At 63.4% G+C, this 5905-nt stretch carries 5 protein-coding genes; 3 read left to right on the forward strand and 2 right to left on the reverse strand.

The annotated features are described in order from the left end of the window. The 3 genes from EA346_RS03230 to EA346_RS03240 all read left to right on the forward strand — a co-directional run. On the forward strand, positions 1–2405 hold a 2405-nt coding region (locus tag EA346_RS03230), incomplete at its 5' end, for a molybdopterin-dependent oxidoreductase (protein ID WP_296755592.1). Between the two features lie 40 nt (positions 2406–2445). Continuing rightward, on the forward strand, positions 2446–3174 hold the full coding sequence (locus EA346_RS03235; protein ID WP_296755595.1) for a 4Fe-4S dicluster domain-containing protein: 729 nt from the start codon (positions 2446–2448) through the stop codon (positions 3172–3174). 3 nt (positions 3175–3177) lie between these two features. Next, positions 3178–4224 carry a polysulfide reductase gene (locus EA346_RS03240; protein ID WP_296755597.1) on the forward strand — a complete coding sequence of 349 codons (1047 nt, stop codon included), beginning with the start codon at positions 3178–3180 and terminating at the stop codon, positions 4222–4224. A gap of 85 nt (positions 4225–4309) precedes the next feature. Here the strand turns inward: EA346_RS03240 and EA346_RS03245 are convergent, their stop codons facing one another. Then, positions 4310–4681, reverse strand: a complete 372-nt coding sequence (locus EA346_RS03245) for a hypothetical protein (protein WP_296755598.1) — start codon at positions 4679–4681, stop codon at positions 4310–4312. 167 nt (positions 4682–4848) lie between these two features. After that, positions 4849–5775, reverse strand: coding sequence for a patatin-like phospholipase family protein (locus EA346_RS03250; protein ID WP_296755599.1), 927 nt, complete (start codon positions 5773–5775; stop codon positions 4849–4851). Between the last annotated feature and the right edge of the window lie 130 nt (positions 5776–5905).

A 5905-nucleotide genomic window follows, 5' to 3' on the forward strand; every position in this document is an offset into this window, starting at 1 on the left:
GTTCGGGCAAGTGGGTTCCGACGGTCTGCCAGGGCTGCACCACCTGGTGCATGAAGGAGGCCTACGTACAGGACGGCCGCGTTTTCCATGTTCGTGGCAACCAGCACTCCAAGATTACCGGCAAGTCCGGCTGCGTGCGCCAGAGCATGGCGCTGACCGAACTTTATGACCCGGACCGGGTGCGTTACCCGATGAAGCGGACCAATCCGAACAAAGGCCGCGGCGAGGACCCGGGCTTTGAGCGCATCACCTGGGAAGAGGCGATGGACACCTTCGCCGAGAAGCTGATGGAGCTGCGGCGCAAGGGCGAACCCTACAAGTACATGACCACCCGTGGCCGCTACGGCTTCATGAGCGGTGTGATGCTCGCCAATATCAGCCGCATCATCGGCTCGCCGAACGCCATCACCCACTCGGCCATCTGTGCCGAGGCCGACAAGTTCGGCCCCTACTTCCTCGAAGGCAACTTCGGTTACCGCCAGTACGACATCAAGAACAGCCGCTACCAACTCTGCTTCGGTGCCGATCCGATCGCCGCCAACCGCCAGGTGTCCTTCGCGACGCGCGAGTGGGGCAACATGCTCGAGCACGCCAAGGTTGCGATCGTCGATCCACGCTTCTCCTCCAGTGCGCAGAAGGCCGATGAGTGGCTGCCGCTCAAGCCGGGAACCGACTCGGCGCTGGCGCTGGCGCTGGCACACGTCATTCTGACCGAAGGCCTCTGGCACAAACCCTTTGTGGGTGATTTCGCCGATGGCGAAAACCGCTTCGTTTCGGGACAGTCTGTGTCCGAAGAAGACTTCGAAGAACGCTACACCCACGGCCTCGTGCAGTGGTGGAACCTGGAACTCAAGGACCGTGACCCGGAGTGGGCCGCCGAGATCACGGACCTGCCGGTCGAGCAGATCGTTCGCGTTGGCCGCGACTTGGGCGAAGCCGCCCCGAAGGTCGGGATCTGGCTGTCGCGAGGGATGCACATGAACACCCGCGGCGCCTACAGTTCGATGTGTGGTCATGCGCTGGCCGGCCTGCTCGGTGCGGCCGAGAACGACGGTGGCAGCATGCGCTTCAGCTCGCGACCCACAGCATCGCTGCCCGATGGCGCCGCGTATCGAGACGAACTGGCGCAGGCCGGGATTGCCATGGAAATGATCGATCGGCGCGGCCGGCTGGAGTTTCCGGCCCTGGCGCGTGGGGTTTCGGGTGCGGGGGTGATCAGTTCACAGCCGGCCAACTCGATCCTGGAAGAAGATCCCTATGGCATCGAGGTCCTTTACGCGAGCTGGAACAACTTCGTCTACGCCCAGCCGCATGCGCAGGAATGGGAAGAGGCGATGAAGAAGGTGCCCTTCCAGGTCCACTCCACGCTCAACCTGGCCGAGCAGTCGATGTTTGCCGACATCATCCTTCCGGCTTCGCACAGCATGTTCGAGCGCTGGAGCGTGGTCGCCAACTCCGGTAACGGCTACGGCGTCGTCGGGATCCAGCAACCCATGGTCAAGGTCGGCGATGTCCGTCAGGACGAGTCGGAGATTCCCTGGCTGCTGGCCGAAGCGCTGGATCGCAAGGGCTTCAGCGCGCCGCTGGAGTACCTGAAGAACGAGTTCGTCGATCCCGAGACCGGTGAGCACCCGACGAACGGCGACGAGTTGGGACTGATCATGGTCAAGATGATGACCAAACCGTTCTGGGATCCCGAGTCCACCGTCGGTGGCACCAAGTTCAACAGCTGGGACGAGTTCCTCGAGGTCGGCATGTGGACCAGCGACCATTATCCGTTTCAGTCGCGCTGGGGCAACATGGGCACCAAGACCGGCAACTTCGAGTTCTACTCCGAGACGCTCAAGGAAGCGCTGCAGTCGCATGCCGACCGGCACGACACCGACATCGACAACGTGCTGGCCACCTGCAACTACGAGGCCCGCGGCGAACTGGCTTTCATTCCCCACTTCGAAAACCCGTTCCGGCACGGCAGCGAGGACGAGTTCCCGATGCTCTTCGTCGATTACAAGCACAAGCTCAACCGCGAAGGCCGCGGCTGCAACCACTACTGGTACACCAGTGAGCGCGACGTCGAGCCCGGAGACCTGAAGTTCGGCGATGCCGCCAAGATCAATCCGGTCGACGCCGAGCGCCTCGGGATCGAGACCGGCGACACGGTTCGCCTGACCTCAGTCTCCGGCAGCATCACCTGCACCGCGAGCGTCTGGGAAGGCGTGCGGCCCGGCTGCGTGGTGAAGGCCTTCGGCATGGGCCATTGGGCCTACGGCCGGCATGTTTCGAAAGACTTCGGACGCACGGCCATTGGCGGCAACAACAACGAGCTGATCCCGCGCGATTACGACCGCCTGTCCGGATCCTCGGTATTTTCCGGCCAGATTGGCGTTCGCATCGAGAAGGCTTGAAGCCGACAACTGCTAGGAGAGATTCGTCATGGGATATGGAATGGTGATTGACCAGCAGCTGTGCGTCGGCTGCGCCGCTTGCACCATCGCGTGCAAGATCGAAAACAACACGCCGGTCGGCTTCAACTGGTGCGACAAGATCACGCGCACCAGCGGTAAATTTCCGGCCGTTCGCTACGAGTACATCTCGACGATGTGCAACCACTGCGACAACGCACCCTGTGTGGCTGCCTGCCCGACGCAGGCCATGTACAAGGACAGGCAGACCGGCCTGACGCTGCACGACACGAACAAGTGCATCGGCTGCAAGGCCTGCATCGTCAGCTGCCCGTACGGCGTGATCAGCTTCAACTGGGAAAGGCCGCATCAACACTGGGCCCAGCGCGACCGTTTGGCCGAAGGGTGCTTCTCGCCCCGGGAGATGCTCGAGGAATCCGGAGGCGAAGGCTCTCCGCACGGCAACCCGGAGCGCGGCACGACTTATCCGGTCGTTCGGCCCGCCGGGTCTGTTGAAAAATGCACGTTCTGCGACCACCGCCTGGTCAAGGGTCTGGCGCCGGCCTGCGTCGACGCCTGCCCTTCGGGTGCACGGCAGTTCGGCGATATCGACGATCCGAACAGCGAAGTCAGCAAGCTGGTGGCCAGGCACGGAGGCAAGGGGCTGCGCGAAGAGCTGGGAACGCGGCCACGGGTGATCTACATCCGTGACTACAAGCCCCAGCGCCGTTTCGAACCCGCTCGCCCCGCCGGCGAAAACCAAGGAGCGTAAATCATGAACTTCAATGTCAGTCGGAAGGACTTTCTGACTCCCACCTGGTTCCTGATCGCCGCCGGATTGGTGGCGGGCGGCGCCATGGGTCTGTACGAGATGTTCCTGGGTCACGTGTTTGCGACCAACAGCGCGTTGGTCTGGACGCTACCGCTGGTGACCTACATCTTCCTCGCATTGATGAGCACCGGGGTTTCACTGATCCTGGCCTACGGCCTGATCATGAAAGATGAAGCCATCACGCGGCACACGCGGGCGCTGCTGATCATGGCCATCGGGATGCTCCTTGGAGGCTTCACGGCCCTGGCCACGGAGCTGGGGTCGTTACTCAACATGGTCTGGATCCTGTTGTCGCCGAATCCGAGTTCGCCGATCTGGTGGATGGGCACGCTGTATTCCATCGAGTTGGTTCTCCTGGCCGTGAAGTTGGTGCTGGATCTGAAAGGCCGCCACGGCGTGTTCGATCTGCCGCTGGCCTGGGGTACGCTGTTGATCGCGGCGGCTGCGGCCATCACCATCGGCGCGGTTTTCGGCACGGTAATCGGTCGTCCCGACTACCAAGGAGCGTTCCTCTCGGTCATCACCCTGGTCTCGGCGCTGGTGAGCGGAGCCGCAGCGATCGTGCTGCTGCGTCCGCAAAGCACGCTGACCGACACTGCCGGGCGGATCTTTCGGCAGACGGCACTGTTGTTCGCCGGGCTGCTGTTGGTGCGCGTTGCCTACGAGGCTCACAGCACCGTAGTCGGCATGCTGGGCTGGGCGAGTATCTGGATGCTGGTGCCCTTCATCCTGGCGCTGGTGTTGCTGCAATATGCCCCGCGGATCTTCGCCTTCATCGGCATTCTGGGTGTGCTGTGGGTTCAGTACAGCTTCATCATCACGGGGCAACTGGTGTCGCTGGGACAGACAGCCCACTGGTACGGCGCGGTGCAGTCCTACCAGCCGAACATCCCCGAGGCGCTGATCCTGGTGCTCGGCATTGCCGTCGCAGCCGCGCTGATCAAGCTCGGCGGGCAGTTCCTGATGGATGAACGCCCCCCGGCTACCTGAATGATGCCCTGCAGCTCGGCGGCTGCCTACGCCCGCCTGTGAACTTCACAGGCGGGCTTCCTCTGCTTGCCGTTTGACCGACCGGTCAGAAGATGTCTCCGAACAGATCCCGCAAGCGCAGCTTCAGGCGTTGGTCTCCCTCCACCGTGATGGTCGAGCCGGTGAGCGGGTTTCCGATCATCTTGAATTCAACCGGTACGCGTTCGTCGGAGGGTAGAAGGACCACGGCGTCGCCGGAGCGCCGCCCACTGAACAGCCAGCCGTCCAGGCCCACCGACTCGACCTCGAGTTCGGCATGCATATCCTCCTGCAGTACCTCTTCCAGCGCGGTCTTCACATGCTGGGTGACGAACCACTCGCCGCCGACGTAGAGGACGGCGACCGTCAGCACCGCGACGAAGAGCCCGATCAGCCCTGCGCCGGACGACCTTCTTGCCCCGACTCTCATGGAATTCATCCCGTCTCCTCCTCGGTTCATTGCTTCACCGCTGGGCTGTGACTGCCAGCCTGGGCTGATGACCGCATCTTTCTGCCTGGCCCGCCTTGCGCAAGCGGACCCGAGCGGCCGGGGGGCCCAGTATATCGCGAGCCGCCGGCCGCTTCTGCCCCATTGCGGTCGAGCCGTCAATACGGTGTGCCGGCGTTTTCGTCACCGATCGCCTGCAACCGGCCGCGGGTCGTCTTCCGGCCCAGTTCGATTACCGGCCGGGCCTTGTGGAACTCGTGCACCATGCAGGTACTCTTGGGAATGCTGATCACGAGATCGGGGCGAAAGACCGCGAGATGGTGTCGGGTCAAGGCCCCCTGCATGGTTTCCAGTGAGCGCATCAGGACCTCCGACAGGGCCATTCCTTCGGCAGCGGGCGTCCCGTTCATGCCGAGCGACTCCACGTACCCCATCATCCGTCGCAACACCCCGGAGTCTTCCGCTTCCGCGTCGTCCCCGTCCTTGTCTTCGGCGGTCGTCGGCGTCGGTCCATTCACGTCCACGACGATGGTGAGGTCGGTCAGGGTGCGCAGCGTCGGCGCGACCGGCACCGGGTTGAGCAGGCCGCCGTCCACAAGCGTCCGCCCGCGGTACCGGTGCGGTGCGAACACCGCAGGGATGGCGATGGAGGCGCGGATCGCGTCGAACAGGGAGCCATCACTCATCCAGATCTCCCTCCCACGCTCGATATCCACGGCCACGGCCGTGTAGCTGATCGGCAGATCCTCGATGTCGCTGTCGCCGACGAGGTCCTTCAGTTTACGGATGAGCCTGTCGCCGCGAATCATGCCGCCACTGGAAAAAGACCAGTCGAGCAGGCTGACGACGTCGGTCTGGCTGAGACCCTCGACCCAGTCCCGGTAGGTCGTCAGTTCGCCCATGGCAAAGATGCCCCCGATCAGTGCTCCCATCGAACTGCCCGCGATCGCGCGGATCTCGTAGCCGTGCGCCTCCAGCTCCTCGATGACACCGATGTGGGCCAGGCCGCGGGCCCCGCCGGAACCCAGCACCAGGGAAACGGTTCTCGCTTCGGCCCGCTTCGCTGCGTCGCCTCGCTTGGCCATGATTCCTCCTTCTCGGGTCGCGCCTGCTGCAGGTCATTGTTCGCTTCTTTGTGCGACGGGTCCAGCGTGGTGGCAATCGCGATCGCCGCGTGGCAGCAGGGCTACCTGGATCCCCTGATCGAACACATGC

The organism is Thioalkalivibrio sp. (assembly GCF_007692535.1).
In the GTDB taxonomy this organism is placed as follows: Bacteria; Pseudomonadota; Gammaproteobacteria; order Ectothiorhodospirales; family Ectothiorhodospiraceae; genus Thioalkalivibrio.

What these genes read in the sequence shown, in the direction of transcription:
- EA346_RS03235 (WP_296755595.1), top strand. Translation starts at nt 2,446, where the DNA reads ATGGTGATTGACCAGCAGCTGTGCGTCGGCTGCGCCGCTTGCACCATC.
- EA346_RS03240 (WP_296755597.1), top strand. Translation starts at nt 3,178, where the DNA reads ATGAACTTCAATGTCAGTCGGAAGGACTTTCTGACTCCCACCTGGTTC.
- EA346_RS03245 (WP_296755598.1), bottom strand. Translation starts at nt 4,681, where the DNA reads ATGAATTCCATGAGAGTCGGGGCAAGAAGGTCGTCCGGCGCAGGGCTG.
- EA346_RS03250 (WP_296755599.1), bottom strand. Translation starts at nt 5,775, where the DNA reads ATGGCCAAGCGAGGCGACGCAGCGAAGCGGGCCGAAGCGAGAACCGTT.